The 25,970-nt window shown below is 66.0% G+C and carries 21 protein-coding genes and 1 pseudogene; 17 read left to right on the plus strand and 5 right to left on the minus strand.

Going from position 1 to position 25,970, the window contains the following annotated elements; genetic code table 11:
* The first annotated feature begins 334 nt into the window (after nt 1-334).
* The 5 genes from IFT60_RS14390 to IFT60_RS14410 are packed head-to-tail and all read left to right on the plus strand — an operon-like array spanning nt 335 to nt 9,361.
* Nucleotides 335-730, plus strand: coding sequence for a response regulator (locus tag IFT60_RS14390; protein ID WP_056343748.1), 396 nt, complete (start codon nt 335-337; stop codon nt 728-730).
* Nucleotides 731-751: 21 nt separating this feature from the next.
* Nucleotides 752-1,120: a response regulator transcription factor gene (locus IFT60_RS14395; protein ID WP_374001019.1), complete on the plus strand. Its 369-nt coding sequence runs from the start codon at nt 752-754 to the stop codon at nt 1,118-1,120.
* Nucleotides 1,120-1,653, plus strand: coding sequence for a chemotaxis protein CheW (locus IFT60_RS14400; protein ID WP_192052665.1), 534 nt, complete (start codon nt 1,120-1,122; stop codon nt 1,651-1,653). The genes IFT60_RS14395 and IFT60_RS14400 overlap by 1 nt, the downstream gene beginning before the upstream one ends.
* A 36-nt stretch (nt 1,654-1,689) precedes the next feature.
* Nucleotides 1,690-4,011 carry a methyl-accepting chemotaxis protein gene (locus IFT60_RS14405; RefSeq protein ID WP_192052666.1) on the plus strand — a complete coding sequence of 774 codons (2,322 nt, stop codon included), beginning with the start codon at nt 1,690-1,692 and terminating at the stop codon, nt 4,009-4,011.
* 13 nt (nt 4,012-4,024) lie between these two features.
* Nucleotides 4,025-9,361 carry a hybrid sensor histidine kinase/response regulator gene (locus IFT60_RS14410; protein ID WP_192052667.1) on the plus strand — a complete coding sequence of 1,779 codons (5,337 nt, stop codon included), beginning with the start codon at nt 4,025-4,027 and terminating at the stop codon, nt 9,359-9,361.
* A gap of 140 nt (nt 9,362-9,501) precedes the next feature.
* On the opposite strand, the gene IFT60_RS14415 is transcribed toward IFT60_RS14410, so the two are convergent.
* A complete protein-coding gene (locus tag IFT60_RS14415) occupies nt 9,502-10,974 on the minus strand; it encodes a cryptochrome/photolyase family protein (RefSeq protein WP_192052668.1) in 1,473 nt (490 codons plus the stop codon).
* A gap of 291 nt (nt 10,975-11,265) precedes the next feature.
* On the opposite strand from IFT60_RS14415, the gene IFT60_RS14420 reads away from it, so the two are divergent.
* The 6 genes and pseudogenes from IFT60_RS14420 (at nt 11,266) to IFT60_RS14445 (ending at nt 15,930) form a co-directional block, all read left to right on the plus strand.
* Nucleotides 11,266-11,919: a YqgE/AlgH family protein gene (locus IFT60_RS14420; protein WP_192052669.1), complete on the plus strand. Its 654-nt coding sequence runs from the start codon at nt 11,266-11,268 to the stop codon at nt 11,917-11,919.
* Between the two features lie 14 nt (nt 11,920-11,933).
* Nucleotides 11,934-12,326 (plus strand): Holliday junction resolvase RuvX, encoded by a 393-nt coding sequence (ruvX, locus tag IFT60_RS14425; RefSeq protein ID WP_192052670.1) that lies wholly within the window; start codon nt 11,934-11,936, stop codon nt 12,324-12,326.
* Nucleotides 12,313-12,855 carry a bifunctional pyr operon transcriptional regulator/uracil phosphoribosyltransferase PyrR gene (pyrR, locus tag IFT60_RS14430; protein WP_192052671.1) on the plus strand — a complete coding sequence of 181 codons (543 nt, stop codon included), beginning with the start codon at nt 12,313-12,315 and terminating at the stop codon, nt 12,853-12,855. The genes ruvX and pyrR overlap by 14 nt, the downstream gene beginning before the upstream one ends.
* Nucleotides 12,845-13,813, plus strand: a pseudogene (locus tag IFT60_RS14435) (aspartate carbamoyltransferase catalytic subunit); the annotation flags it as partial. The gene pyrR and the pseudogene IFT60_RS14435, both read left to right, overlap by 11 nt.
* A gap of 11 nt (nt 13,814-13,824) precedes the next feature.
* Nucleotides 13,825-15,105 carry a dihydroorotase gene (locus IFT60_RS14440; RefSeq protein WP_192052673.1) on the plus strand — a complete coding sequence of 427 codons (1,281 nt, stop codon included), beginning with the start codon at nt 13,825-13,827 and terminating at the stop codon, nt 15,103-15,105.
* Nucleotides 15,106-15,162: 57 nt separating this feature from the next.
* Complete coding sequence (locus IFT60_RS14445) at nt 15,163-15,930, plus strand: lysophospholipid acyltransferase family protein (RefSeq protein ID WP_374001027.1); 768 nt, start codon at nt 15,163-15,165, stop codon at nt 15,928-15,930.
* On the opposite strand, the gene IFT60_RS14450 is transcribed toward IFT60_RS14445, so the two are convergent.
* The gene (locus IFT60_RS14450) at nt 15,927-16,778 is read right to left on the minus strand and encodes a symmetrical bis(5'-nucleosyl)-tetraphosphatase (RefSeq protein WP_192052675.1); all 852 of its coding nucleotides are present in this window, start codon (nt 16,776-16,778) and stop codon (nt 15,927-15,929) included. The two genes, IFT60_RS14445 and IFT60_RS14450, sit on opposite strands and share 4 nt — an antisense overlap.
* A gap of 847 nt (nt 16,779-17,625) precedes the next feature.
* On the opposite strand from IFT60_RS14450, the gene IFT60_RS14455 reads away from it, so the two are divergent.
* From IFT60_RS14455 to IFT60_RS14480, 6 genes are all read left to right on the plus strand, one after another.
* Nucleotides 17,626-18,714 (plus strand): glycosyltransferase family 4 protein, encoded by a 1,089-nt coding sequence (locus IFT60_RS14455; RefSeq protein ID WP_192052676.1) that lies wholly within the window; start codon nt 17,626-17,628, stop codon nt 18,712-18,714.
* Between the two features lie 88 nt (nt 18,715-18,802).
* Nucleotides 18,803-19,114 (plus strand): H-NS histone family protein, encoded by a 312-nt coding sequence (locus tag IFT60_RS14460; protein WP_056343802.1) that lies wholly within the window; start codon nt 18,803-18,805, stop codon nt 19,112-19,114.
* A gap of 184 nt (nt 19,115-19,298) precedes the next feature.
* Nucleotides 19,299-20,684 carry a phosphomannomutase/phosphoglucomutase gene (locus tag IFT60_RS14465; RefSeq protein WP_192052677.1) on the plus strand — a complete coding sequence of 462 codons (1,386 nt, stop codon included), beginning with the start codon at nt 19,299-19,301 and terminating at the stop codon, nt 20,682-20,684.
* A 12-nt stretch (nt 20,685-20,696) separates the two neighbouring features.
* The gene (gene waaC / locus IFT60_RS14470; RefSeq protein WP_192052678.1) at nt 20,697-21,677 is read left to right on the plus strand and encodes a lipopolysaccharide heptosyltransferase I; all 981 of its coding nucleotides are present in this window, start codon (nt 20,697-20,699) and stop codon (nt 21,675-21,677) included.
* A complete protein-coding gene (gene waaA / locus IFT60_RS14475; RefSeq protein WP_229510876.1) occupies nt 21,674-22,942 on the plus strand; it encodes a lipid IV(A) 3-deoxy-D-manno-octulosonic acid transferase in 1,269 nt (422 codons plus the stop codon). The genes waaC and waaA overlap by 4 nt, the downstream gene beginning before the upstream one ends.
* Before the next feature lie 46 nt (nt 22,943-22,988).
* Nucleotides 22,989-23,528 carry a YcxB family protein gene (locus tag IFT60_RS14480; RefSeq protein ID WP_192052679.1) on the plus strand — a complete coding sequence of 180 codons (540 nt, stop codon included), beginning with the start codon at nt 22,989-22,991 and terminating at the stop codon, nt 23,526-23,528.
* Nucleotides 23,529-23,675: 147 nt separating this feature from the next.
* Here the strand turns inward: IFT60_RS14480 and IFT60_RS14485 are convergent, their stop codons facing one another.
* From IFT60_RS14485 to gmhB, 3 genes are all read right to left on the minus strand, one after another.
* Nucleotides 23,676-24,602, minus strand: a complete 927-nt coding sequence (locus IFT60_RS14485) for a YgjP family zinc-dependent metalloprotease (RefSeq protein ID WP_192052680.1) — start codon at nt 24,600-24,602, stop codon at nt 23,676-23,678.
* A gap of 41 nt (nt 24,603-24,643) precedes the next feature.
* A complete protein-coding gene (locus IFT60_RS14490) occupies nt 24,644-25,336 on the minus strand; it encodes a lysophospholipid acyltransferase family protein (protein WP_192052715.1) in 693 nt (230 codons plus the stop codon).
* Nucleotides 25,337-25,411: 75 nt separating this feature from the next.
* Nucleotides 25,412-25,963: a D-glycero-beta-D-manno-heptose 1,7-bisphosphate 7-phosphatase gene (gene gmhB, locus IFT60_RS14495; protein WP_192052681.1), complete on the minus strand. Its 552-nt coding sequence runs from the start codon at nt 25,961-25,963 to the stop codon at nt 25,412-25,414.
* Nucleotides 25,964-25,970 lie beyond the last annotated feature (7 nt).

Below are 25,970 nucleotides of genomic sequence, written 5' to 3' on the forward strand. Positions count from 1 at the left end.
GCTCCGCCCACGCGTCATGGTACCGATGCGTACCACTGAGGGCATTCCACGCTGCGGCTGTGCCGATGGTCCAACGCGTGGACGGAGTCCACCCTACAAATGCGGCCTGCCAGCGTCAACCACCGAGTTGTTTTCCACCCCGCACAAAAATGGCATTTTCGGTGCCGACTTTGTAATCAAGTTATCAATCCCACCCCACCCGATAACGTAATTTCTACACCTTCCGACAAGCTTTTCCCTCTTCCGTTTGCGTGTAGTTGACGCTGTGCAACACTTCGCGCACAAGCCGATCCCGCTATGCTATGGTGGCGTTCCATGCTGAAGTGAAACGAAAATGACGACATCGCAAGGAGCAAGCGGCCTCACCGTCATGGTGGTCGACGACAGCAACACGATCCGCCGTTCGGCCGAGATTTTCCTGACCCAGGCCGGCTACCAGGTCGTGCTGGCCGAGGACGGTTTCGACGCGCTGGCCAAGATCAACGACCATCATCCGGCGCTGGTGTTCTGCGACATCCTGATGCCGCGCCTGGACGGTTACCAGACCTGCGCCCTGATCAAGAAGAGCGCGCGCTTTCATGCGACGCCGGTGGTCATGCTGTCCTCGAAGGATGGCCTGTTCGACCGTGCGCGCGGCGCGATGGTCGGTTCGAGCGCCTATCTCACCAAGCCGTTTTCCAAAGATACCCTGCTCGCGGCGGTCCGCGAGCACACGGCCGCCAAGGCCTGAATTACCCATTGCGGAGCCCACGTGGCCATTCATAAAATCCTGATCGTCGACGACTCGCCGACCGAGCGTTACTACCTGACCGACATCCTGGTCAAGAACGGCTTCTCCGTTTCCACCGCCGACAACGGCGAAGACGCGCTGCTGAAAATGCGCGCCGACCGGCCCGAGCTGATCCTGATGGACGTCGTCATGCCCGGCGCGAACGGCTTCCAGGTGACGCGCTCGATCGCGCGCGATCCCGAGCTGGCCGCCGTGCCGGTCATCATTTGCAGCAGCAAGAACCAGGAAACCGACCGCATCTGGGGCATGCGCCAGGGCGCCAAGGACTATTTCGTGAAGCCGGTCGACCCCAGCCAGCTGCTGGCGCGCATCGCCGCGCTGGGCGCCTGATGCACGCCGGCGTCGACAGCGCTGCGCCGCCACCGCAATCACAGCGGCGCACCCGCCTGCGCGACTACCAGGCGCAGCTGATCGAGCGCATGCAGGCCGCGCAGAGCGGCGCCGTCCAGGCCCACCATCAACTGGGCGTAGCGATCGGCGAGCGGCGCTACCTGCTCGAACTGACCGAAGCTGGAGAAATCGTGCCCTGCGCGGCACTGGCCGGCGTGCCGCTCACGCAAACCTGGTACCTGGGCCTGGCCAACGTGCGCGGCAGCCTGCTCGGCGTGATCGACCTGGCGCGCTATCTCGACAGCGGCGCCGGTGCCGCCGGGCCGGAGGCGCGCCTGGTCTCGCTGGCGCCGCGCCTGGGTTTCAATTGCGCGCTGCTGGTCACGCGTGTCTATGGCTTGCGCCGCCCGGGCGCGATGCAGGCCGACGGAGCGCTGCTGCGCGACGCCGACGGCCACGCCTGGACGCCGCTGTCGCTGGCGGCGCTGGTGCGGGAAGAGCGCTTCCTGCACGTCGCACACGGATCGCTCTGATCCCCTTCAATCAATAAAACCGCAGCAGGAGCCGCAATGGGCATCGCGTCAAAGATGAGTTTGAATTTCTTCCCGAAGGGGAAGGGCGGCAGCGACACCGTGCTCGCCTCGCCGGACACGCGCTTCGGCGCCGACGTGCTGGCCGACGCAGCGGGTCACGCCGCCACTGCAGCCCCTGCGCCGCCGGCGGGTGGTTCGGCCGAGGAAGCCATGCTGCGCCTCGGGAACGTGATGCGCCGCCGCGCGCCGGCCGCGGCCGACGAGGGCGACGACGAGGATAATCTCAGCCTGCCGCTGATCGGCCATCTGTCGCTGCCGCGCCAGCTGCGCCTGCTCCTGGTCGCCTTTGCCGGCGGCATCCTGCTGACCATTCTCGGGATGTGGCAGAACGCCGACGGCAACGCCAAGGTGGCGGCGCAGATCCAGGTCGCCGGCGATATCCTGATGCACACCCAGCGTGCCGGCAAGGCGGCGCCGAATGCGCTCGCCGGCCGCGCCGATTCGTTCGCCCAGCTCGACGAAAGCCGCGCCGAAGTCGAGCGCAGCATGCGCCTGCTGGCCAAGGGCGGAGAATTGGGCGGCGTCAGCATCCCCGGCGCCGGCGGCCGCGAAGCCGCCCAGCTGCAGCGCGTGCGCGCCACCTGGAGCGCTTCCGAGCAGGGCGCGCTCAACATCATCAAGATGAAGCCGGCGCTGGTCGCTTTCGATAGGAGCGTGCGCCAGCTCGATGGCCTGGCCTCGGAGATGCTGGTCCTGACCGAAGACCTGATGGCGCAAAACGTCGAGCGCGGCGCCAGTGCGCGCGAACTGGCGGCGATCGGCCGCATGATGATGCTGACCCAGCGCCTGGCGCGCGGCGCCAACGGCTTCTTCGCCATCGGCGTGCCGGGCGACGACGCCGCGCTGCGCATCGGCGCCGACAGCGCCGCGTTCGACCAGGCGCTCGACACGCTGCTGGGCGGCGCCGCGGCCCAGCGCAATCCGGATTTGCGCGACAAGCTGGTGCAGGTGCAGACCCGCTTCGACGCCTTCCGCAAGGACTTCAGCCCCTTCCTCGACAATCCGGCCGCCTATTCGCAGGCACGCGCCGCCGCGCGCACCATCCACCGCGACAACGAAGAGGTCAAGAAGGAAGTCGCCGCGCTGCAGGGCGACTATCGCGCGCAGCAATCCTCGCAGAACGGCTGGTTCTGGCTGATGGTGGTGGCGTCGATTTTTACCTTGGCCACGGCCGGCTCGATCAGCCGCGTCATGCTGCAGGACTCGCGCAACCGCACCCGTGGCGCCGACGCGCGCCGCCGCGAAGCCGAGGCGCTGCGCCAACTGGCGCAGACCCAGGAAGAAGAAGCCCGCGCCACCAACAACCAGAACCAGGCCGCGATTTTGCGCCTGATGAACGAGCTGCAGGAAGTCGCCGACGGCGACCTGACCGTCCACGCCACCGTCTCGGAAGACATCACCGGCGCGATTGCCGATTCGGTCAACTACACGGTCGAGGAATTGCGCGCCCTGGTGCAGCGCGTGACCACCACCGCCGAACAGGTGACGCTGGCCTCGAACGCGGCGCAGGACATCTCGACCGGCCTGCTTGGCGCCAGCGCGCAGCAGTCGCGCGAAATCGAGGACGCTTCCTCGACCGTGCTGCGCATGGCGGGCGACATCACCGACGTCTCGAAATCGGCCAACGAATCGGCCGACGTGGCGCGCCAGTCGGTGCTCGCGGCCGAGCAGGGTTCGGCCGCCGTGCAGAACGCGATCCTCGGCATGCACGAGATCCGCGAACAGATCCAGGAAACCTCCAAACGCATCAAGCGCCTGGGCGAATCGTCGCAGGAGATCGGCGAAATCACCGAACTGATTTCCGACATTACCGAGCAGACCAACGTGCTGGCGCTGAACGCGGCGATCCAGGCGGCGTCGGCCGGCGAAGCGGGGCGCGGCTTCTCGGTCGTGGCCGAAGAGGTGCAGCGCCTGGCCGAACGCTCGGGCGACGCGGCCAAGCAGATCGGCGCGCTGGTGCGCACGATTCAGACCGATACGCACGACGCGGCGGCGGCGATGGAAAAATCGACCCAGGGCGTGGTCGAGGGCGCGCGCCTGTCGGATGCGGCCGGCGCCGCGCTGGCGGACATCTCGCGCGTCTCGAACCGCCTCGCGGAACTGATCCAGGGGATCTCGTTCGCAACAAGCTTGCAGGCGACGTCGGCCAACGGCGTGGCGCACAATATGCAGCACATCCTGGCGGTGACCGAGCATACGCAAGCCGGCACCGAACAGACCGCGCAATCGATCCGCCAGCTGGCCGTACTGGCGCAGGAACTGAAAAACTCGGTGTCGCGCTTCCGCGTCGCCGCTTGAGCCGAGATTAACCATGAATGTACCTTCGCCTGCACCCGCCTTTGACACCGGACCCCTGTCGTGGGTGATCGGCGAGATCCGCGGCGCGCTCGAGCGCTCCGGCAGCGCCCTGCTGGATGCCGCGACGCGCTCGAACGAAGCCCAACCGACCCTGCTGCTGCATGCGAAGACGCACCTGCACCAGGCGCACGGCGCGCTGCAGATGGTCGACGTCGAGGGTGTCGGCTTGCTCACCGCCGCCGCCGAGCGCGCACTCGACCGGTTCAAGGAGCGCACGCTCGACTGCACGCCGGAGAATGCCCAGGTCGTGCGCGCGGCCTTTGGCGCGATCGGCGAATACCTCGATGAACTGGTGGCCGGCAGCGCGCCGCAGCCACTGCGCCTGTTCGCCTACTATCGCGCGCTGCAGGAGCTGCTGGGCGCGGAGCGCATTCACCCGTCCGACCTGCTGAACGTCGACAGCGCGCGCACGATCGACCTGGCGGACGCGGTCGACGCCGCCCCCGACTATGCGGCCTGCCGCGCCCAGTTCGAAAAGTCCTTGCTGCCTTACCTGAAAAGTCCGGATGCCGCCGCCCAGCGCCAGCATGCCGGCGCGCTGGCCGCGGCGATCGCGCCGCTGGCGGTCAATGGTCCGGATGCGCAGGCGCGCACCGCCTGGCGCGCGCTGCATGCGGTCGCCACCCTGGTCGCCGACGGCATGCTGGCCGGCGACCTGTACGTCAAACAGCTGTTTGGCCAGATCAACCTGCAGTTACGCCGCCTGGCGCAGGGACAGGCCGGCTTGCCCGAATCGATGCTGCGCGATGCGCTGTTCTTCATCGCGTGTGCGCGCGAAGCCGATGGCGACGCCGCACAGCTGCGCCGCGCCTTTGGACTCGATGGCGCCGTGCCGCCGGACTATGCCGAACGCCGCTACGGCAAGGTCGATCCGGGCGCACTGAAACAGGCGAAGGAAGCGCTGGCGCGCGCACAAGCGGGCTGGGACCAGCTGGCCTCCCATGCCGACGCGCAGGGCGAAGCCGACTTCAAGGCGGCGCTGGCCACGCTGGCCGGCACCGGCGAACAGCTCGGCGCGCCGGCGCTGGCCCAACTGCTGCATCAGCTGGAGTGGGCGGCCCTGGAGTCGCTGGCCGCCGGCCGCGGCGAGCAGCTCGGTCTCGAGATGGCGGCTGCGCTGCTGTTCGTCGAACACGGCCTGGAACAGGTACGCCGGCTGCCGGACGATTTCATCCGGCAGGCCGAACTGATGGGGCAGCGCCTGCTGGCGCTCGCCGCCGGCGAGACACTGCCCGCGGCGCCGGACTGGCAAAACGCGCTGGCCCGGCGCATCGGGCAGGGCCAGACGGTGGCGGTGCTGGCGGGCGAAATAAAATCCGGCCTGCGCCAGGTCGAAAAGCTGCTCGACGAATATTACGACGACCCGCAGCACAAGCGCGGCGCGCTGGTCGCGGCAGATCCGGTGCTGCACCAGATCCAGGGCGCGCTCAGTATCCTCGACCAGGAAGCGGCGTCGCGCACCGCGCATCATGTGCGCGACGCGGTGGCAGATCTGGCGGACGGCGACGGCGACCTCGAGGCCCAGGCCGGCGCCCTGCACAACATCGCCCGCAACATCGGCGCGCTCGGCTTCTTCACCGACATGCTGGCGCAAAACAGCGACAGCGCGCAGAGCCGTTTCATCTTCGACGATGAAGCGGGCCTGCTGCGCGAACTGAGCTTCGAGCAGATGAGCGCTGCGCAGGAAGCCGTCGTGGTCCCCGAAGTTGCTGAATCTAAATCGGCCGAAAGCGAGCCTGCCGGCATCGATGCCGAGCTGCTCGAGATCTTCGTCGCAGAAGCCGGCGAAGTGCTGGACACCATCGCCGCCACCGTGCCGGCGCTGCGTCACACGCCGCAGGCGCAGGACGCGCTGACCATCGTGCGGCGCGCCTTCCACACGCTCAAGGGCAGTGCGCGCATGGTCAGCCTGGACGCATTCGCGGCCGCGGGGGCGGCGCTCGAACGCGTGATGAACGTCTGGCTGGCCGATGGCCGCGCCGCCACGGCGGATTTGCTCGACCTGGTCGACCACGCGCATGCCGCCTTGACGCCCTGGGTGGCGGAACTGGCGGCGCACGGCGCTTCGGAACGCACCGGTGCGGAGCTGGTCGCGGCGGCCGAACGGGTGGCGGCGGGCGCCGCGTTTGCCGAGGTGCCTGCTGAGTCCATGGTTGAACCCGAGGCGTTTGAACAGCACGAAGCGGCCAGCAACGTGTTTGCCCTGCCCACCGCCACGCGCCCGGGGCCGGCGGCCGACGAGAACATGCACCGCGTCGGCGCGCTCGAGATTCCGCTGGCCCTGTACAACATCTATGTCGCCGAGACCGACGAACTGCTGCGCCTGCTCGAGCGCGATTTCGGCGAGTGGCGCCACGAAGCGGGCCGCCCGGCCAGTAGCGAGGCCCTGACGGCGGCGCACACGCTGGCCGGCAGCTCGGGCGCGGTCGGCTTCCTGGCCCTGCGCGACCTGGCGCAGGCGCTGGAGACGGCACTCGAGATGCTGGCTGTACCTTTGCCCAACCCGGCGCCGGTGCTGAGTCCGGCCCAGCACGACGTGTTGGATGCCGCGCTGGCGCGCGTGCGCCAGATGCTGCAAGCCTTCGGCCGCGACGAACTGGCCGAGGCCCAGCCCGAGATGCTGGCGCAGCTGGACGCCCTGTGCCAGGCCCTGGCGCAGCAGCAGGCCGCCGCCGCATACGGCGACGCCGGCGCCGACTTGACACGCCAGCTCGACGCATTGTTCGCGCAAGCCTACGAGAGCCTGTTGGCCGACCCGCCCGTTATCGAGAAAGCCGGGCAGCCGGTCGAGGCGACGCCGGCGACGAATGCAGCGGTCGACGACGACCTGTTCGGCCTCGATTTCGACGCCCTGTTCGACAGTCCGCAAGCGCACATGCCGGCACCGCTGGAAGAGGGCGCCGAGGAGCCGCCATTCGATGTTGTCTCCGACGACGTCGCGTTCGCTGTGGCGCAAGACGAGCAGGCACAGGACGAACACGCGCCGGAAGCGCAACCGGAACTGGCAGTGGAATCTACGCCGCAGCCGGAAGCGATCGCGCGCAGCCTCGCCCTGCCGGCCGACAGCGGCGCGCCGGCGGCCGAACCCGTGCTGCACGACGAGCTCGATCCCGACCTGCTGCCGGTGTTCCTGGAAGAGGCGGCCGACCTGCTGCCCCAGATCGGCAACGGCCTGCGCCAGTGGCAGCACAATCCGCACGACCCGGCGCCGGCGCAAGGTTTATTACGCACGCTGCACACCGTGAAAGGCAGCGCGCGCATGGCCGGCGCGATGCGCATCGGCCAGCACACCCATGAGCTGGAAACGCAAGTCGAGAACATGGTGCATGCGGGGACGACGCTGCCTGCAGCGTTCGACGAGCTGATGGCCAACTACGACACCGCGCTGGCGCTGTTCGAACAGCTGGTGCAGCCGGCCCAGGCCCCCGAACCCGAGGTGCCCGCGGACGAGGCGCCGTTGGCGCTCGAGCCCGCGGCGGAAGTGCGCACGCCGCTGGTGCGCGTGCGCGCCGACATCCTCGACCGCCTGGTGACCCAGGCCGGCGAAGTCTCGATCACGCGCTCGAAACTGGAAAACCAGATGGGCGTGCTGAAAGGCGCTTTAAGCGATTTCTCGGACAACCTGGGGCGCCTGCGGCGCCAGTTGCGCGAAGTCGAAATGCAGGCCGAATCGCAGATCGCCTCGCGCATGTCGATCGCCGGCGAACGCGAATTCGATCCGCTCGAATTCGACCGCTTTACGCGCCTGCAGGAACTCACGCGCATGATGGCCGAGAGCGTGAACGACGTCGCTTCCTTCCACGAGTCGCTTTCGCGCACGGTCGACGGCGCCGGCGAAGAACTGGCTGCCCAGTCGCGCATGACGCGCGACCTGCAGCGCGACCTGATGCGGGTGCGCATGGTGCCCTTCGCCAGCCTGTCCGAGCGCCTGTTTCGGGTCGCGCGCCAGACCGCCAAGGAAACCGACAAGCGCGTTAACCTCGATATCCGCGGCGGCGCCGTCGAGATCGACCGCAGCGTGCTGGAACAGATGGCCGCCCCCTTCGAACACCTGCTGCGCAACGCCATCGTCCACGGCATCGAAGCGCGTGACGAACGTGCGACCGCGGGCAAGCCCGAAACCGGCGAACTGCTGGTGCAGGTCAGCCAGCAGGGCAACGAGGTCGTGCTGCAGTTCGGCGACGATGGCGCCGGTCTCGACCTGGAACGCATCCGCGCCAAGGCAAAAACATCAGGCCTGGTCGCGCAGGATGCGGCGCTGCCAGACAACGAGGCGGCGGAACTGATTTTCGCGCCCGGCTTTTCGACCGCCGATACGCTGACCGAACTGGCCGGACGCGGCGTCGGCATGGACGTGGTGCGCTCGGAGGCGCAAGCGCTGGGGGGCAGGGTGACGATCGACACCAACGCTGGCCAGGGCACGCGCTTCACGATCCGCCTGCCGCTGACGCTGGCGGTAACGCAGGTGGTGCTGGTATCGAGTGCCGGCAAAACCTATGCGCTGCCCTCGACCCTGGTCGAGCAGGTGGTGCAGGTGCGCGAGCCGGAGCTGGCCGCCGCTTTTGACGCCGGCACGATCGAGGCGGGCGGGCAGGTGCTGGCGTTTCACTACCTGCCGGCGCTGCTGGGCGAGGGTGACCGCTTCGAGCCGGGCCTGCGTTCGCGTCCGCTGCTGGTGCTGCACAGCGCCGGCGAGCGCATCGCGCTGCAGGTCGACGAGGTGCTCGGCAACCGCGAGGTCGTCATCAAGAACCTCGGACCGCAGCTGGCGCGGGTGCCGGGCATTGCCGGCGCCACCGTGCTCGGTAGCGGAGACATCGTCCTGATCCTCAATCCGCTGGCGCTGGGCCGCAACGCCGGCGCGGCCGCGGTCGCGCCGGCGCCGGCCAGCCAGCCGGTCCCTGTGCAGCGCCCGACGGTAATGGTGGTCGACGATTCGCTCACCGTGCGCCGCGTGACCCAGCGCCTGCTCGAGCGCGAGGGGTATCGCGTGGCGCTGGCCAAGGATGGCGTCGACGCGCTGGCGCAGCTGCCGCAAGTGCGGCCGGACTTGATGCTGGTCGATATCGAAATGCCGCGCATGGACGGCTTCGACCTGGTGCGCCACGTGCGCGGCGACGCCGCCACCACCACGCTGCCGATCATCATGATCACCTCGCGCACGGCCGATAAGCATCGCAACGTCGCACTCGGGCTGGGCGTGAATGCTTATTTCGGCAAGCCGTTCCAGGAGCCGGTGTTGTTGGGGGCGATTGCGGGCTTGTTGAATGGTGAGATGCCGGAACCGTGAATGTCGAAACAGGTGATCCACACCCGTAAGGTGGGCGGGTCTCCCGCCCACGCGTTCAACCAACGCAAGATCTGCAGGTGCGCCTACTCAAACTTCACCTATCACCGCGTGGGCGGGAGACCCGCCCACCTTACGTCCTGCTAATCGCTGTCCGGCTGTGCTGCCTTCACCACTGCAAACCGTTCCAGCGTCCGCTGCCTTGCCTCCGCATGATCGACAATCGGCGCCGGATAATCCCGCCCCAACACAACCCCGCACGCTGCCAGTTCATCCGCCGGCACCAGCCATGGCGCATGAATGTCGCGCGCATCGAGCCTGGCCAATTGCGGCAAGTACTGCCGGATGAATGCCCCCTGCCGGTCGAACTTCTGCGACTGCGTGGTCGGATTGAAAATCCGGAACCATGGCTGCGCATCGCACCCGGTCGACGCCGCCCACTGCCAGCCGCCGACGTTCGAGGCCAGGTCGTAATCGTTCAGCTGGCGCGCGAAATAACGTTCGCCCCAGCGCCAGTCCATCCCGAGATCTTTTACTAAAAAGCTGGCCGTTACCATGCGCAGGCGGTTGTGCATGAAACCGGTGCTGTTCAGTTGCGTCATGGCCGCGTCCACCAGCGGATAGCCGGTACGGCCTGCGCACCAGGCCGCGAACAGCGCCGCGGCATGCTCGCCCGCTTCCCAGGCGACAGCGTCAAAAGCCGGCTTGAACGCCTGCTGCGCGATGTGCGGATGGTGGAACAGGATCATCGCGTAGAAATCGCGCCAGACCAGTTCCGACAGCCATACCGGCGCACCCGCGCCGCCGGCGCCGTTGGCCATCATCTGGCGCAAGGTGCGCACCAGGTGGCGCACCGAGGTCGTGCCGAAGCGCAGGTGGATCGACAGGCGCGAGGTCGCATCCTGCATCGGAAAATCGCGTGCCGTGCCGTAGTCGGCCAGGCGCGGCAGGAAGTCTTCGAACAGCCGGGTCGCGCCATCCATGCCCGGCGGGGCGGGCAGGGGGCCGTCGTCGAAACCGAGGTCGGCGAGACTGGGCAATGGCGATTCTGGAACCGCTGCGAAGCCGGCCGCATACGGTTCGATCATCCACGGCGCGGCCGCCTGCGGCTGCGCGTTCAGGCGCTTGAGCCAGGCATTCTTATAAGGGGTAAAGACACCGTAAATGCCACCGGCCAGCGTCAGCACCTCGCTTTTTTCGAAGATGACCTGGTCCTTGAAGCGGAGCAGGGTGCGCCCGTCGCGCCCGAGCGCCTCGGCCACCGCCGCGTCGCGCGCGATCGCGTCCGGCTCGTAGTCGTCGTTGACGTAGACGGCGCCGGCGCCGAGTTCGGCCGCCAGGCGCGGGATGCATGCGCGCGCCGCGCCGTGGCGCACGAGCAGGCCGCCGCCGAGCTTGCGCAACTCCGCATCCAGTTCACCCAGGCTGGCGTGGATGAAACGCACCCGGCGGTCATCCCGCGGCAGGCCGGCCAGGATGTCGCTATCGAACACGAAGACACAATAGACGGCGCCACCCTGTTGCACCGCGTCCGCCAGCGCATGATGCAGCGCTGCATGGTCGAAAGCGCGCAGGTCGCGGCGTAACCAGACGAGGGACTTGCTTATCGGAATCATCGTGTTTTCAGTCAACAGGGCGGGCTATTTTACGGGCTAGGATCGAACCGTTGCGCCAGGTAAGCGAGTCGTTTGCGGGACTGCCGTATCTCGCCTGTTACCACGCGCGCAACGACGCTTCCGATGGCCGGTCGCGCGTTTCAGTGTAAACTATCGAAAAGCCTAATGTTGTTGTCTGGATACTAGTAGTCAAACACGGGGCTTCGGGAAACCGCGGCGGGTGGACGATCCAACGCGCGGCCGGTCGATCGAGGTTCTCCCAGAGAGCGAGCCAAAACTGAGAGTCAGCGTATGAAGAAAAGCAAAATCGGCACAACTGCGCCCATGGCCGGCCTGCCGCAGGGGAGCGAAACCCTCGGCAATATCGGTCCGGCACCATCTGGGTTGAACTTGGCCAATCATTTCCTCATCGCCATGCCTTCCATGGAAGACCCGATCTTCGGCGGTGCTGTGGTGTACGTCTGCGAGCACAACGAAAAAGGCGTGCTTGGCGTCGTCATCAACAAACCCACCGACATGACGATGGAAGTGCTGTTCGACCGCATCGACCTGAAAGTGGCCGAGGGTTTACGTTCGCATGTGGTCGACGAGCCGATCATGTTCGGCGGCCCGGTCCAGGACGACCGCGGCTTCGTGCTGCACAGCCCGAGCGGACGCTATTCGTCGTCGCTGAACGTGACCAGCGAGGTCGCGTTCACCACCTCGATCGACGTGCTCGAGGCGGTGGCCAGCGGCGCCGGTCCCAAGCGCATGCTGGTGTCGATCGGCTATGCCGGCTGGAGCCCCGGCCAGCTCGAGGAAGAACTCTCGCGCAATGGCTGGCTCACGGTCGGCGCCGATGCCCACGTGCTGTTCGACCTGCCGATCGAGGAGCGCTACAACGCCGCCATCAAACTGCTGGGCATCGACCCGATGATGCTCGCCACCGAGGCCGGCCATGCGTAACGTGGCCGATATCGATGGTTGATATCGTTCTCGGGTTCGACTTCGGCATCAAGCGTATCGGCATCGCGATGGGCAATACGCTCACCGGGCAGGCCCAGCCCCTTACCGTCATCAAGGCCATCGACAACGCCACCCGTTTCGACACCATCGGCAAGCTGATCGACGAATGGCGCCCGGCGCGCCTCGTCGTCGGCGAGCCGCGCCATCCCGACGGCGCCGAGCACGACATGACCCTGCGCGCGCGCCGCTTCGCCAACCAGCTGCACGGACGTTTCAATCTCCCGGTCGCGCTGGTCGACGAGCGCTACTCGTCGGTCGTGATCCCCGCCAAGCGCGGCGAGATCATCGACGCCAAGGCCGCCGCCATTATTTTGCAACAGTACTTTGACGACCATGCCAACAACTAATCAAGACTTCGATGCCGAAGCGCTGTACCGCGCGCTGCTCGAACAGGTGCGTGCCGGCCTTGCCAGCGTGCCCGAATTTCGCGACAACGCCGCCATCGTCGGCATCCATTCGGGCGGCGCCTGGCTGGCCGAGCGACTCGCGGCCGACCTCGACCTCAAAGCGCGCCTCGGCTTCATCGACGTCTCGTTCTACCGCGACGACTATGCCAGGAAGGGCCTGCATCCGGACGTGAAGCCGACCCATATCGGCTTCAACGTCGACGGCGCCACCATCCTGCTGGTCGACGACGTGCTGTATACCGGCCGCACCACGCGCGCCGCGATCAACGTGCTGTTCGACTATGGCCGTCCGGCCTGCATCAAGCTGGCGGCGCTGGCCGACCGCGGCGGCCGCGAATTGCCGGTGGCGCCCGACTTCGTCGGCGTGACCACCACGCTGGCCAACAACCAGCTGCTGTCGCTGGCGCGCGACGCGGCCGGTCAACTCTCGCTCACGATCGAAGAAGACAATGCCGATTCTGCACAATAATCCGCAACTGACCAGGAACGGCGAGCTGCAGCACCTGCTCACCATCGAAGGCCTGCCCAAGGCGATCATCAACCACATCCTCGACACCGCGCAGAGTTTCGTCGGCATCTCCGACCGCGAAGTGAAAAAGGTGCCGCTGATGCGCGGTAAAAGCGTGTTCAACCTGTTCTTCGAGAACAGCACGCGCACCCGCACCACCTTCGAGATCGCCTCCAAGCGCCTGTCGGCCGACGTCATCAACCTCAACATCCAGGCGTCGTCGACGACCAAGGGCGAATCGCTGCTCGACACCATCGATAACCTGGCAGCCATGCATGCCGACATGTTCGTGGTGCGCCACGCGCAGTCGGGTGCGCCCTACCTGATCGCCAAGCACCTGAACGACAGCGGCCGCAAGGAGATCCACGTCGTGAATGCCGGCGACGGGCGCCACGCGCACCCGACCCAGGGCCTGCTCGACATGTACACGATCCGCCACTACAAGCAGGATTTCACCAACCTGCGCGTGGCCATCGTCGGCGACATCCTGCACAGCCGGGTGGCGCGCTCGGACATCCACGCCTTGACCACGCTGGGCGTGCCGGAAGTGCGCGCCATCGGCCCGCAGACGCTGCTGCCGAGCGGCCTGGAACACATGGGTGTGCGCGTGTTCAACAACATGGACGAAGGCCTCAAGGATGTCGACGTCATCATCATGCTGCGCCTGCAGAACGAACGCATGTCGGGCGCGCTGCTGCCTTCGGCCCAGGAATACTTCAAGAGCTATGGCCTGACGCCCGAGCGCCTGGCGTTGGCCAAGCCCGATGCGATCGTGATGCACCCGGGGCCGATGAACCGCGGCGTCGAGATCGATTCGGCGGTGGCCGATGGCAAGCAGGCCGTGATCCTGCCGCAGGTGACCTTCGGCATCGCGGTGCGCATGGCAGTGATGAGTATTTTGGCGGGAGGCCGGGTTTGAACTTCGCACGCATGCAACTCCATATCAAGAACGGGCGCCTGGTCGACCCGGCAAACGGCATCGACCGCGTCACCGACCTGTTCGTCGTCGACGGCAAGATCGCTGCGCTCGGCGCCGCCCCAAGCGGTTTCAGCGCCGACGACACCATCGACGCGACCGGCCTCGTGGTCGCCCCCGGCCTGGTCGACCTGTCGGCGCGCCTGCGCGAGCCGGGCTACGAATACAAGGCGACGCTGGAGTCGGAAATGCGCGCCGCGGTGCAGGGTGGCGTGACGACCCTGATCTGCCCGCCCGACACCGACCCGGTGCTGGACGAACCCGGCCTGGTCGAAATGCTCAAGCACCGCGCGCGCAACCTCGATCTGGCCCATGTGCACCCACTGGGCGCGCTGACCATGGGCCTGAAAGGCGAGGCGCTGACCGAGATGGCCGAACTGACCGAGGCCGGCTGCATCGGCTTTGCCCAGGCCGAAGTGCCGATCCTCGACACCAACGTCCTGCTGCGCGCGCTGCAGTACGCGAAAACCTTCGGTTACACCGTCTGGCTGCGCCCGCAGGATCCGCACATCGGCCGCGGCGGCGTCGCCCACAGCGGGCCGCTGGCCTCGCGCCTGGGCCTGTCCGGCGTGCCGGTGATGGCCGAAACCATTGCCCTGAACACGATCTTCGAGCTGGTGCGCTCGACCGGCGCGCGCGTCCACCTGTGCCGCATCTCGTCCGCCGCCGGCCTGGCGCTGGTGCGCGCGGCGAAAAAGGAAGGCTTGCCGGTCTCCTGCGACGTCGGCGTGCACCACCTGCACATGACCGACGCCGACATCGGCTTCTTCGATTCGAATGCGCGCCTGACCCCGCCGCTCAGGAGTGGCCGCGACCGCGATGCGATCACCGCCGGCCTGCTCGACGGCACGGTTGACGCGGTCTGCTCGGACCACACCCCGGTCGACGACGACGAAAAGCTGCTGCCCTTCGCCGAAGCTTCGCCTGGCGCCACCGGCCTGGAATTGCTGCTGTCCCTGATGCTGAAATGGGCCGAAGAACAGCATGGCGCGGATGCCTTGCCGCAGGCGCTGGCGAAGATCACGCTGGACGCGGCGCGCATCGCCGGCCTGCCGGCCGGCCAGCTCGGCGTCGGCGCGCAGGCGGACATCGTGCTGTTCGATCCGGCGACGCGCTGGAAGGTGGAAGGCGCGGCGCTGGCCAGCCAGGGCAAGCACACACCCTTCCTCGGCTTCGAGCTGCCGGGGCAGGTGAAGGCGACCGTCGTCGACGGGCGCATCGCCTACCGGCGCTAATGTGCGCTCATTGGCGCTAAACGGTGCGCGGGGCGTCGGCCCCGCTTCCTCACTATGATTCGACTTCGCCTCGCCTGGCGCTTCGCGCGCGTGACCGTTCACCTGCTTGCGGGCCTGGCGACCTGCGCGTTCGTCTTTCCCTGGGCCGGCCGGCGCCTGCGCGATGCGGCCACGCGGCGTTGGTCGCGCCAGCTGCTGGCCATTTGCAACGTCAGCGTGGAAGCGGCGTCCGGCGCGCCGGCGCTCGAACATGCGCTGCTGGTGGCGAACCACATCTCCTGGCTCGACATCTTCGTCATCAATTCGCTGGCTCCCTGCCGTTTCGTGGCGAAAGCCGAGATCCGCTCCTGGCCGGTGCTGGGCTGGCTGGCGGCCGGGGCCGGCACCGTGTTCATCGCGCGCGGCAACCGGCGCGAACTGCGCCACATTTTCAAAGGGATCGTCGAGGTGCTGCAACGCGGCGAGCGGGTTGGCCTGTTCCCGGAAGGGACCGTGGCCGGGCAGGGCAGCGTACTGCCGTTTCACGCCAACCTGTTCGAGGCCGCGGTCGATGCGCGCGTGGCCGTCCAGCCTTGCGCGCTGGCTTACCTCGACGCGGCCGGCCACTGGCATCGCGGCGTCGATTACACGGGCGACGTGAGTTTTGTCGACAGCCTCGTCACCATCCTGAAGGGCACACCGGTACGGGCGCGCTTGGCCTGCCTGGCGCCGTTGGAAGGCGCCGGCGCCCACCGCAGGGAGCTGGCGCAAGCCGCCCACGACGCGATCCAGGCGGCGCTGGTACAGCCCGCTACGGACGCACAAGCGGACAAGGTAGCCTCCTAGACCTTGCCGGCGTGTGGCCGGTATTCCGGACAGTCGATCTGCAGCAAGCCGCGGTCGTCCAGGCACACGGCGGTGAGTTTGCCACCCCAGACGCAGCCGCTGTCCAGGCCCACCAGGTTCGGACGCAGGATCAGGCCCAGCGCCGACCAGTGGCCGAAGACCACCGTCACGTCCATCGTGCGCCGTCCCGGCAGGTCGAACCAGGGCAGCAGGCCGGAGCCGATCGGGCCGCTCTCGCTTTCCTTGTGTGCGAAATCCATCGTCCCGTCGGGCAGGCACAGGCGCATGCGCGTGAGGGCGTTGACGATGCAGCGCAGGCGGTCCATGCCAGTGAGATTGTCGTCCCAGCGGTCGGGGTGGTTGCCGTACATGTTGGCCAAAAAATCGATCCAGCCCTCGCCGCGCAGCACGTCCTCGACTTCGCCCGCCAGCGCCATCGTTTGCGCCGCATCCCATTGCGGCGCCACGCCGGCATGGACCAGTAGATGGGCGTCGACGAACATCGCCAGTGGCCGCCCGCGCAGCCAGGCCATCAGCGCGTCGCGGTCGGGTGCGGCCAGGATCTCGTCGAGGGTATCGGACTTGCCGGCCGCCTGCGCGCCGGCGGCCACCGCCAGCAGGTGCAGGTCGTGGTTGCCGAGCAGGGCTTCCACACGGCCGGCGCTGCGTTCGGCCAGCGCCTTCATGCGCCGCAGCGCCAGCAGCGATTCCGGCCCACGGTTGATCAGGTCGCCGACGAAAAGAATGCGCGCGTGCGTGTCGGCGCCGGCGTCCTGGGCAATCTTCTCGAGCAGGGCCTCGGCCTCGTGGGCGCAACCCTGCAGGTCGCCTATGACATAGGTTTTCATGGTTGTGTTCCAGTTACCGTCCAATGGGCGACAAATGGCAAATGAATGCCACCGGGGCGCGCTGTGGACGGAGTGTTTGCTTTGGAGGGCATACTAAATGATTTTGCCGGGGTACGTTGCCCGATGGGCAGGCGCCTGGACCGCGCGCGGCGGGCAACAGCTTGCCTGCGCAAGCTGCGCCGGTGGCGGCGTGGCGATAAACCGGCGATCGATTATCGGCCGTTTGCCGCTGCGGACGAATATGCGTGGCCCGGTTTTGGCGCCAACGGACTGCATAAGCCCGGCATGCGGCTATTGCCAGGCGCGGGCCGGGCAATGGAAATGGTATGCCATTGAAGGCGCCGCATCGCAGCCAGGCCTGGCCTGGTCCATCGAAGAAAGGCATGCTCCGAAAACCCTTATGTGTCGACGGGGCTGTATTTCATGATGGCGCACCGGCAGCGCCATTAGCCGGCCTTAACTGTAAGAGGACCATATCGATGCCGCCATAACGGCAAAGCCCGATCCGATCGCTGCGAAGCCGGATAGGCGATATCTGTTTCTATTGCTGCTGGAGCATCACTAAAAGGCGCGCCCCGGATTGAGGCGGCTTGCGGGCTGCGCCGATGACAGGTGTATGAATAGTCGTACCAAGTACACGGATTGCGATAGCCGAATCACCACGCGATCTGGCGCAATTTCCAGCATTGTAGGTAAGGTAAACTGGCGTGTCCGTGTTGCGGGCGCGTGTTGTATGTATTGTTGTATGTATATACACGGCTAAATGTATCGAGCGCGCCTGACAAAAGAATGCTGCAGCATTGCGCCTGGGCAGCCGCCCGCCGAGCCATGAAACCGCGGAACCTCCATGTTTTCATTTTTTGTCAGCTTCGTCTGCTCGGCCCTGCTGACCCTGCTCGTCATCAAGCAGGCGAAATTGCATGGACCGGCCCTCGACAGCGATTTCACGAGCGTACAGCGTGCGCATACGCACCTGGTAGCCAGAATCGGCGGATTGCCGATCTATCTGTCGGTGGTGCTGGCTGCCGCGATCTCGATGTGGCGCGAGCCAATACCATTGCAACTGCTGCCTTGGCTGCTGCTGTGCGCCTTCGTCGCCTTTATCGGCGGCGTGCTCGAGGACTATACGGGGGCGGTGCGGCCGTCGCGCCGGCTGTTGTTGACGATGGCGGGCGCGACGCTGGCCTATTTTCTGCTCGATGCGAAAATCCAGCGCATCGACCTGCCATTCGGCCTGGTCATCCTGGCCTCGGGTGCGATCGCACTGCCCCTGACGGTGCTGGCGGTGGCCGGGATTGCGAACGCCGTGAATATCATCGACGGCTTCAATGGCCTGGCAAGCATGGTCACGATCTGCATGCTGGTGTCGCTGGCCTATGTAGCCTTGCAGGTGGACGACATGTTCATCCTGATTACGGCTTTGATGGTGGCCGGTGCGACGGCGGGCTTCCTGGTCTGGAATTATCCGGTGGGCCTGATTTTCCTCGGCGATGGCGGCGCTTATTTCATCGGTTTCATGCTCGGCGAGCTGGCCCTGATGCTGGTAATGCGCAACCCGGAAGTGTCGACCTGGTACGCGGCTTTGCTGCTCATTTATCCCGCATTCGAAACGATTTTTTCTGCTTATCGCCGTATGTTTGTACGCGGAAAATCGCCTGCGGTACCCGACGGTATTCACTTGCATAGCCTTATTTTCAGGCGTATTGTCAGATGGACCGTCGGTAAAAAGGAAGCACGTGCGCTGCTCCAGCGAAATGCGCGCACTTCCCCTTATCTGTGGTTGTTTTCACTCATGGCAGTCATCCCTGCTACATTGTTCTGGCAAAATACCATCGTCTTGATAGTATTCTCTTTATTGTTCGTGATCAGTTATCTATGGCTGTATGCGCGTATTGTTCGATTCAGGTCCCCTAGATGGCTGATTTGGCGCAAGTAGGGCTGGCAATTAATTGCCAATGTAGTATATTGCGACATTTGGTGAGTTTTCACCTGAATTGGATTAACCCAACTTTCGAGGAACGATGATGGATCTGTCAAATATGTCGGTTGGCGATTTGCGCAACCTGCAAGAGCAAATCAAGCAGGAAATGAAACAGCGTGAGCATCAGGAGGTGCAGCAGGCACGCGAGCAGATCCTGGCTATCGCTCAAAAGGTTGGCGTACCGCTGAAAGACCTGATCAATACGCCGGCACGCGGCACTAAAACCGGTTCGGTCGCAGTGCGTTACCGCCACCCGGACAATTCGTCGCAACAATGGACCGGCCGCGGTCGTCAGCCAAAGTGGGTGAAGGAATGGGTCGAAGGCGGTAAATCGTTGGATAAACTGCGCGTTTAAGTTTTACCTTCGCTTGCCGGCGCTCGCCGGTAACGCACTTCAGCCGGCCATCAGGATTACCCGATGGCCGCGCTTGCCGCTACAATACCCTCTGTTTTGTCATCCTCTCATCATTTGGCGTTGGCGCCCTCCGTTCTTGCGGACCGGTCGTGCTCGACGGCGCCCGACTCATTCAAGGTAGAACATGGTTGCTCTCTCAAAAACGATCTTCAAAGCGTATGACATTCGTGGCGTTATCGACAGCACGCTCGATGCCGGCGTGGCACGCAGCATTGGCCAGGCCTTTGGCCAGGCTGCCCTGGCCAAGGGAGAGCGCAAGGTCGTGATCGGCCGTGATGGCCGCCTGTCGGGTCCGTCGCTGGCAGCGGCACTAGCCGAAGGCTTGCAAGCCGCCGGCGTCGACGTCATCGACCTCGGCATGGTCGCCACGCCGATGGTCTATTTCGCCACCAATGTATTGGAAGGCACGCGCTCGGGCATCATGGTCACCGGCAGCCACAACCCGCCGGACTACAACGGCTTCAAGATGGTGCTGGCCGGCGAAGCGATCTACGGCGACGCGATCACCGCCCTGTACGAGAGCATCGAAGCGCACGACGGCAGCAGGGCGGCAACGCAAGGTGGCTACAGCACCCACGATATCCGCGCGGCCTACCTCGAGCGCATCATCGGCGACGTCAAGGTGGCGCGCCCGATCAAGATCGCGGTCGACTGCGGCAACGGGGTGGCCGGCGCCTTCGCGGGCGACCTGTACCGCGGCATGGGCTGCGAAGTCATGGAGCTGTTCTGCGAAGTCGACGGCCACTTTCCGAACCACCACCCGGACCCGGCGCACCCGGAAAACCTGCAGGACCTGATCCGCGCGCTGCAGACCAGCGACGCCGAGATCGGCCTCGCCTTCGATGGCGACGGCGACCGCCTCGGGATCGTCACCAAGGATGGCCACATCATCTATCCGGACCGCCAGATGATGCTGTTCGCGGCGGACGTGTTGTCGCGCAACCCAGGCGCCGAGATCCTGTACGACGTCAAGTGCACGCGCCACCTGGCGCCGTACATCGAACAGCACGGCGGCCGTCCGCTGATGTACAAGACCGGCCACTCGCTGGTGAAGGCCAAGCTGCGCGAAACCGGTGCCCCGCTGGGCGGCGAAATGAGCGGCCACATTTTCTTCAAGGACCGCTGGTACGGCTTCGACGACGGCCTGTATTCGGGCGCGCGCATGCTCGAGCTGCTGACGAAAACGGACGACCCGTCGGCGCTCTTGAATGCGCTGCCGATGGCGATCAGCACGCCGGAACTGCACCTGCAGCTGCAGGAAGGCGAGAACGTCGCCCTGATCGACAAGCTGCGTACCGACGCGACCTTCCCGACCTCGGAAAAGATCAACGACATCGACGGCCTGCGTGTCGAATACGCGGACGGTTTCGGCCTGGCCCGCTCGTCGAACACGACCCCGGTCGTGGTGCTGCGTTTCGAAGGCGAGAGCCCGGAAGCGCTGGCGCGCATCCAGGACGAGTTCCGCAGCGTGATCCTGGCCGCCAAGCCGGACGCCACACTGCCGTTCTGAAGCGGGCCTGGCGTGAAGATTTTATTGGTGCGGGTGTCGTCCTTGGGCGACGTCCTGCATAACCTGCCGATGGTGGCCGACATCCTGCGCCACCATCCGCAAGCGACGATCGACTGGGTGGTCGAAGAGGGCTATGTCAGCCTGGTACGCCTGAACCCCCACGTGCGGCGCATCATCCCATTCGCCCTGCGGCGCTGGCGCAAGGGTTTACGCAACCCGTCCGTGCGCGCCGAGATCAAGGCCTTCTTCGCCACCCTGCGCGCGGAAGAATACGATGTCGTGTTCGACACCCAGGGACTATTGAAAACCGGCGTCGTCATGGGCGCCGCGCGCGTTACCCGCGGTGGGCGCAAGGTGGGGCTGGCCAACGGCAGCGAAGGCTCGGGTTACGAGGGCATCTCGCGCCTGTTCCATACCCAGAGCATTCCGCTCGACCCGCGCACGCACGCGGTGGCGCGCGGACGCCTGGTTGCCGGCGCCGCGCTCGGCTACGCGGTCGACACGCCGCCGGACTTTGGCCTGCCGCCGCCCACGGCTGCCGGTCGCCCCGACTGGCTGCCGCGCGAGGATTACGCCGTCTTCTTCCACGGCACCGCGCGCGACGCCAAGAAGTGGGCGCCCGCCAACTGGATCGCCACCGGCCAGGCGCTGTCGCCGATGCCGGTGCTGCTGCCCTGGGGTTCCGAGGGCGAGAATCGCGAAGCCGAGGCGCTGGCTGCGCAACTGCCGAACGCGCGCGTGCTGCCCAAGTTGTCGATGATGGACGCTGTGGTCGTGGCGCAGCAGGCGGCGCTGGCGATCGGCGTCGACACCGGCCTGACCCACATCGCCGCCGCCTTTTACCGGCCGACGGTGGAGATCTATGCCGACTCGCCCAAGTGGAAGACCGAGGGCAACTGGTCGCTACGTATCGTCAACCTGGGCGACAAGGGCGCACCGCCGTCCGCCGAAGCCGTGATCGCCGCCGCGCGCGGCCTCCTGGAGACGCGTTGAACCGGTCCCTGTATTCCTTCCTGTGGTGGCTGGCGCTGCCGCTGGTGCTGGCGCGCCTGTGGTGGCGCGGGCGCAAGGAGCCGGGTTATCGCGCGCACCTGGGCGAACGCCTGGGCTTCTACGGCACGCCCCTGGCGCCGCGCCCGACCTTCATGGTGCACGCGGTTTCGGTGGGCGAGACGCGCGCCGCCGAGCCGCTGGTGGAAGCCTTGCTCGCGGGCTGGCCCGACAGCCGCGTGCTCCTGACCCACATGACGCCAACCGGGCGCGCCACCGGCCGCGCCCTGTTCGCGCGCCACGGCGAACGCGTGATCCAGTCTTATCTGCCCTACGACACCGGCTTCATGGTGCGCCGCTTCCTGCGCCACTTCGCGCCGCGCATCTGCATCCTGATGGAGACCGAAGTCTGGCCGAACTTGATCGCCGGCTGCGCCGCGCAACAGGTGCCGGTGGCGCTGGTGAACGCGCGCCTGTCCGAGCGCTCGCTGCGTCGTGGCCAGAAGTTCGGCGGCTTGATGGGAGAAGCGGCGCGCGCCATCACGACGGTCGCCGCGCAGACCGAGGCCGATGCCGCGCGCATCCGCTCGCTCGGCGCGCCGCGCGTCGCCGTCACCGGCAGCATCAAGTTCGACGTAGTGCCGCCACAGGCCGCACTCGACCTCGGCGCCTGGCTGCGCACGCATTTTGCAAGCCGCCCGGTACTGCTGTGCGCCAGCACGCGCGAAGGCGAAGAGGAGCTGATCCTCGACGCCTATGCCCGTTTGAAAGGTCGTCCGGCCGGCATGCTGCTGGCGATCGTGCCGCGCCACCCGCAGCGCTTCGACGAGGTCGAACAACTGGTGCGGGGGCGTGGCCTCTCCGTCCAGCGGCGTTCGGCGATGACGGGCGCGCCGCTCGACGCCGACGTCCTGCTGGGCGACTCGATGGGTGAAATGTTCGCCTACTACGCCGCCTGCGACTGCGCCTATATCGGCGGCAGCCTGCTGCCGCTGGGCGGGCAGAACCTGATCGAGGCCTGCGCGCTCGGCAAGCCGGTACTCGTTGGCGAGCACACCTTCAACTTCCTGGACGCGACTGAACAAGCGGTCGCGGCCGGCGCAGCGCTGCGTGTGCCCGATGCGGACAGGCTGCTGCAACAGGCCGTTCGCCTCTTATGCGACCCGTATGCGCGCACGCAAATGGGCACCAATGCGGCCGGATTTGCAAGCATGCACCGTGGCGCGACCCTGCGCACTGTTGAACTCCTGCAACGGGAATTCGAGTAGGTTTTGATACCATTGCTCTTTGAGTTCGGTAGAAAAGGGGGCGCGCATGTCGTCGTTAAATTACCCGGGGCCACACGGCAGCGGCAAGCCGATGGCCATGATGGCGCAGGGCGCAGCCGACGGCGCCGATGACGGTTTCTATGGTTCCACGGGCGCGCCTGCCTTGCCGACGGTCGTCACCAAGCTGGGTGAGCTGCATTTCTTCGTGCGCTATTCGCTGCGCGAATACACCGCTTTCATGTGGCAGCACGGCGGCTTCCTGATCCGCCGCCGCCGCATCCGCTGGCCGGCCAGCCTCTACCTGCGCATCAAGAGCACCGCCAGCGCGGCCCTGAATTTCGTACTGCTCGGGCGCGGCCGCCGCACTTACGAATTCACCATCGACGAACACGGCATCGTGCGCACCAGCGGCGGCGTGACCCTGATTAACTGGGCCGACGTGATGGCCGTGCGCACCTATTCGCGCGGCTTCATGATGGTGCTGAAACGCGGGACGCTGCCGATTCCGTATCGCTGCCTGAACGAGGCGCAGCGTGGGGCGATGCGTGGGCTGGTGGAGGCGCGGCGGGATCATTATTTGAATTAGTGTGCGGCGTGCACGTGTGCGTTGAACGCGTGGGCGGCAAAGCCGCCCACCTTACGTCCCTTCGTTACAGTGTATCTATGATCCGTAAGGTGGGCGGGTCTCCCGCCCACGCGTTCAACCAACCATCGTTTAATCGCACAGAACGAATCAATCGGTGAACAACACCGGCATCTCATGCGACCTGCGCCGCAACTCCAGCCGCGCCCCATCATAATCCGCATATACAGAACCAACGACCGCCCAGAAGCGCGGACTGTGGTTCATCTCGCGCAGGTGCGCCAGTTCGTGCACGACGACGTAATCGAGCAGCGGCAGCGCGTAATGCACCAGGCGCCAGTTCAGGCGAATGCTGCCGCCGATGGTGCACGAACCCCAGCGCGTGCCGGCCGACGATAAGGTCAGCGCGCTGTAGCGCACGTCCAGCTGTGGCGCATAGAAATCGAGGCGTTCGGTAAACAGGCGTTTCGCTTCGGCCTGGAACCAGATCTTGATGCGCTCCTTGAGCTGCCACTCCGACAGCCCCGGCGTGACGCCGACCTGCAATTCACGCGTCTCGGCATCGAACACGCAATGGCTGCGCCGCGCCGGCTGCAGGCGCAGCGTGATCTCGCCACCGAGATAGGGCAGGCGCGCGCCGTCTTCCCACACCAGCGGCGCGCGTTCGGCGCGTTTCGCGCGGCGCTCGCCGCGTTCGTGCAGCTTGGTCAGGATCCAGCGCTGCTTGGCGCGGATCGCGTTGTCGATCTCGGGCAGGATGGCGCGCCGCGGCGCCGTCACGTGCAGGCCGTCGTCGTCGATCATGAAGCCGATCGAGCGCCGCGCCGAACGTTTCAGTTCATAGTCCACGGCGTAGTGACCGAGCACGATGCGCCGTAGCGGCGGGTCGTCGGCGGTGCGTGGCGGGGAGGGCAAGGTAATGCGGGGCGGGCTGGGCGGGGCCTTGAACAGCGGCTGCGGCGGCACCGGCTTTGTGGCCGGCGCCGGCGGCGCCAGCACGCGCTGGAAGGGTTCCGGCATGCTGGCCGCTTGTGCGAACAAATCGAGTTGGGGCCCGGCGATCTTGGGGGAAGTCATGTCATGCGCTGGAGGTGCTTTGATCAGGGCGCCAACTTCGTTCAGCCATCGGTGTAGACGTGGGGCGAAATGGCGCGCATTTCTGATTCTATCCAATTTTCGACCTCTTGCATCAGGCTGTCGGGAGTATGGTTTTCCGGCGAGATCGGTTTGCCGATCGAGACCGTCACGAGGCCGGGCCGTTTGATGAACGAATTCTTCGGCCAGCACTCACCTGAATTATGCGCGATCGGCACGACCACGGCTTGGGTTTCTACAGCCAGCCGGGCACCGCCGCTCTTGTACTTTCCCTTTTTTCCAACAGGGATGCGCGTCCCCTCCGGGAACATGATGATCCACTGGCCATCGGCCAGGCGCCGCTTGCCGTGGCGGACCACGTGGGCGAAGGCGTTCTTGCCTTCGCTGCGGTCGATCGGGATCATGCGCAGCAGCGCCATCGCCCAGCCGAAGAAGGGGATGTACAGGATCTCCTTCTTGAAGACGAAGACCAGCGGGCGAATCAGGTTCGGCAGCAGGAAGATCGTCTCCCAGGCCGACTGGTGTTTCGACAGCACGATGGCCGGCGCGTCCGGCAGGTTCTCGTAACCCTTGAACTGGTAGCGGATGCCGCAAATGACCTTCGCGCACCAGATGATGAAGACGTTCCAGCGCGAGGTCACCCAGAAGCGCTTGTTGTAGGGGAGCGGCGCGGCGAGAAAACAGACGCAGGCCCAGACCACGGTGGCAATCACCATCACGATGGTAAACAACAGGGAACGCAGGAAAGGGACGACGGTACGCAAGGGATTCTCTTCGGTGTTGGTTGAAACTTAGTTGGGACGCGGCGCCGCCTTGAGCAGCGCCGTGACCATGGCGGCCAGGTCGGGAAAGACCTGGGTGCCGGGCGGCAGGCCGCCAGTCTGGTTGGTTTTCTCGCCCTTGCCGGTCAGGACCAGGTAGGGCACGCAGCCTTTGACAAAGCCGGCCTGCAGGTCGCGCAGCGAGTCGCCGACCGTCGGCACGCCTTTCAGGCTGACCTTGAAGCGCTGGCTGATCTCCTCGAACATACCCGCCTTGGGCTTGCGGCAATCGCAGTTGTCGGCGGCCGCATGCGGGCAAAAGAACACCGCGTCGATGTCGGCGCCGACCTGCTGCGCCGCATTGTGCATCTTCTGGTGGATCGCGTTCAGGGTCGGCATGTCGAACAGTTCGCGCGCGATGCCCGACTGGTTGGAGGCGATGATGACGCGGTAACCGGCCTGGTTCAGGCGTGCGATCGCTTCCAGCGAGCCGGGGATCGGCACCCACTCGGCCGGACTTTTGATGAAATCCGGCGAGTCGTGGTTGATGACGCCGTCGCGGTCGAGGATGATCAGCTTCATGATGCCT

It is taken from the genome of Massilia sp. CFBP 13721 (assembly GCF_014842025.1).
Lineage (GTDB): Bacteria > Pseudomonadota > Gammaproteobacteria > Burkholderiales > Burkholderiaceae_D > Telluria.

Bases quoted from the DNA above. Each gene is read 5' to 3' on its own strand.
- IFT60_RS14440 (WP_192052673.1), top strand. From the start codon at position 13,825: ATGCAACTCCATATCAAGAACGGGCGCCTGGTCGACCCGGCAAACGGC.
- ruvX (WP_192052670.1), top strand. From the start codon at position 11,934: ATGGTTGATATCGTTCTCGGGTTCGACTTCGGCATCAAGCGTATCGGC.
- IFT60_RS14415 (WP_192052668.1), bottom strand. From the start codon at position 10,974: ATGATTCCGATAAGCAAGTCCCTCGTCTGGTTACGCCGCGACCTGCGC.
- IFT60_RS14460 (WP_056343802.1), top strand. From the start codon at position 18,803: ATGGATCTGTCAAATATGTCGGTTGGCGATTTGCGCAACCTGCAAGAG.
- IFT60_RS14490 (WP_192052715.1), bottom strand. From the start codon at position 25,336: ATGGTGATTGCCACCGTGGTCTGGGCCTGCGTCTGTTTTCTCGCCGCG.
- IFT60_RS14400 (WP_192052665.1), top strand. From the start codon at position 1,120: ATGCACGCCGGCGTCGACAGCGCTGCGCCGCCACCGCAATCACAGCGG.
- pyrR (WP_192052671.1), top strand. From the start codon at position 12,313: ATGCCAACAACTAATCAAGACTTCGATGCCGAAGCGCTGTACCGCGCG.
- IFT60_RS14480 (WP_192052679.1), top strand. From the start codon at position 22,989: ATGTCGTCGTTAAATTACCCGGGGCCACACGGCAGCGGCAAGCCGATG.
- IFT60_RS14465 (WP_192052677.1), top strand. From the start codon at position 19,299: ATGGTTGCTCTCTCAAAAACGATCTTCAAAGCGTATGACATTCGTGGC.
- IFT60_RS14405 (WP_192052666.1), top strand. From the start codon at position 1,690: ATGGGCATCGCGTCAAAGATGAGTTTGAATTTCTTCCCGAAGGGGAAG.
- IFT60_RS14420 (WP_192052669.1), top strand. From the start codon at position 11,266: ATGAAGAAAAGCAAAATCGGCACAACTGCGCCCATGGCCGGCCTGCCG.
- IFT60_RS14410 (WP_192052667.1), top strand. From the start codon at position 4,025: ATGAATGTACCTTCGCCTGCACCCGCCTTTGACACCGGACCCCTGTCG.
- IFT60_RS14485 (WP_192052680.1), bottom strand. From the start codon at position 24,602: ATGACTTCCCCCAAGATCGCCGGGCCCCAACTCGATTTGTTCGCACAA.
- IFT60_RS14450 (WP_192052675.1), bottom strand. From the start codon at position 16,778: ATGAAAACCTATGTCATAGGCGACCTGCAGGGTTGCGCCCACGAGGCC.
- IFT60_RS14390 (WP_056343748.1), top strand. From the start codon at position 335: ATGACGACATCGCAAGGAGCAAGCGGCCTCACCGTCATGGTGGTCGAC.
- gmhB (WP_192052681.1), bottom strand. From the start codon at position 25,963: ATGAAGCTGATCATCCTCGACCGCGACGGCGTCATCAACCACGACTCG.
- IFT60_RS14455 (WP_192052676.1), top strand. From the start codon at position 17,626: ATGTTTTCATTTTTTGTCAGCTTCGTCTGCTCGGCCCTGCTGACCCTG.